Annotated in this window: 1 rRNA gene; it reads right to left on the bottom strand. The window is 56.4% G+C overall.

The features are described 5' to 3' along the window. Positions 1–114 precede the first annotated feature (114 nt). Positions 115–1,633: ribosomal RNA gene (locus tag RJ05_RS10095) — 16S ribosomal RNA — on the bottom strand. Positions 1,634–1,841 lie beyond the last annotated feature (208 nt).

Here is a 1,841-nt window from a genome sequence, read left to right as displayed (position 1 = left end):
AGAGGTTGTCAGCGTTCCACCCATGAGCTTCCGCAGCTCCACGATTGGGAACTAAACGGTCTCTGCCACAACCACATTCACCTGTGTGAAGCGTCGTGGAGAAGTGCTCCTTAGAAAGGAGGTGATCCAGCCGCACCTTCCGGTACGGCTACCTTGTTACGACTTCGTCCCAATCGCCGATCCCACCTTCGACGGCTCCCTCCCACAAGGGGTTAGGCCACCGGCTTCGGGTGTTACCGACTTTCATGACGTGACGGGCGGTGTGTACAAGGCCCGGGAACGTATTCACCGCAGCGTTGCTGATCTGCGATTACTAGCGACTCCAACTTCACGGGGTCGAGTTGCAGACCCCGATCCGAACTGAGACCGGCTTTAAGGGATTCGCTCCACCTCACGGTATCGCAGCCCTCTGTACCGGCCATTGTAGCATGTGTGAAGCCCTGGACATAAGGGGCATGATGACTTGACGTCGTCCCCACCTTCCTCCGAGTTGACCCCGGCAGTCTCTCACGAGTCCCCGCCATTACGCGCTGGCAACATAAGATAAGGGTTGCGCTCGTTGCGGGACTTAACCCAACATCTCACGACACGAGCTGACGACAGCCATGCACCACCTGTACACCGACCACAAGGGGGCCTACATCTCTGCAGGTTTCCGGTGTATGTCAAACCCAGGTAAGGTTCTTCGCGTTGCATCGAATTAATCCACATGCTCCGCCGCTTGTGCGGGCCCCCGTCAATTCCTTTGAGTTTTAGCCTTGCGGCCGTACTCCCCAGGCGGGGTACTTAATGCGTTAGCTACGGCACGGATCCCGTGGAAGGAAACCCACACCTAGTACCCACCGTTTACGGCGTGGACTACCAGGGTATCTAATCCTGTTCGCTACCCACGCTTTCGCTTCTCAGCGTCAGTTACTTCCCAGAGACCCGCCTTCGCCACCGGTGTTCCTCCTGATATCTGCGCATTTCACCGCTACACCAGGAATTCCAGTCTCCCCTGAAGTACTCAAGCCTGCCCGTATCGACCGCAAGCTTGGGGTTGAGCCCCAAGTTTTCACGATCGACGCGACAAGCCGCCTACAAGCTCTTTACGCCCAGTAATTCCGGACAACGCTCGCACCCTACGTATTACCGCGGCTGCTGGCACGTAGTTGGCCGGTGCTTCTTCTACAGGTACCGTCACTTGCGCTTCGTCCCTGTCGAAAGAGGTTTACAACCCGAAGGCCGTCATCCCTCACGCGGCGTCGCTGCATCAGGCTTTCGCCCATTGTGCAATATTCCCCACTGCTGCCTCCCGTAGGAGTCTGGGCCGTGTCTCAGTCCCAGTGTGGCCGGTCGCCCTCTCAGGCCGGCTACCCGTCGTCGCCTTGGTAGGCCATTACCCCACCAACAAGCTGATAGGCCGCGGGCCCATCTCGCACCGATAAATCTTTCCACCAAACACCATGCGATGTAAGGTCATATCCGGTATTAGACCCAGTTTCCCAGGCTTATCCCAGAGTGCGAGGCAGATCACCCACGTGTTACTCACCCGTTCGCCGCTCGTGTACCCCGAAGGGCCTTACCGCTCGACTTGCATGTGTTAAGCACGCCGCCAGCGTTCGTCCTGAGCCAGGATCAAACTCTCCGTTGAAGACTCTCGAAACACCCGAAGGTGAATCAGAAATATCTAACCAGAGTCCGAAAACCCAGCAAAACAAAACGCCAGCAAAAGTTTGCTGACATTCAAAATGTCCGACCCACAACACACGGGGGTATGAGGGGCCGGAACCAATAAAATATTGGCACTGACATTCATCGACACACTATTGAGTTCTCAAAGAACACACGCACACACATCC

Origin of the sequence: Nocardia cyriacigeorgica NBRC 100375, from assembly GCF_000308555.1 — a bacterium.
Classification (GTDB): Bacteria; Actinomycetota; Actinomycetes; order Mycobacteriales; family Mycobacteriaceae; genus Nocardia; species Nocardia cyriacigeorgica.
Note: the sequence above shows the minus strand (reverse complement) of the source record. Positions and strands in the feature narration are given on the sequence as shown.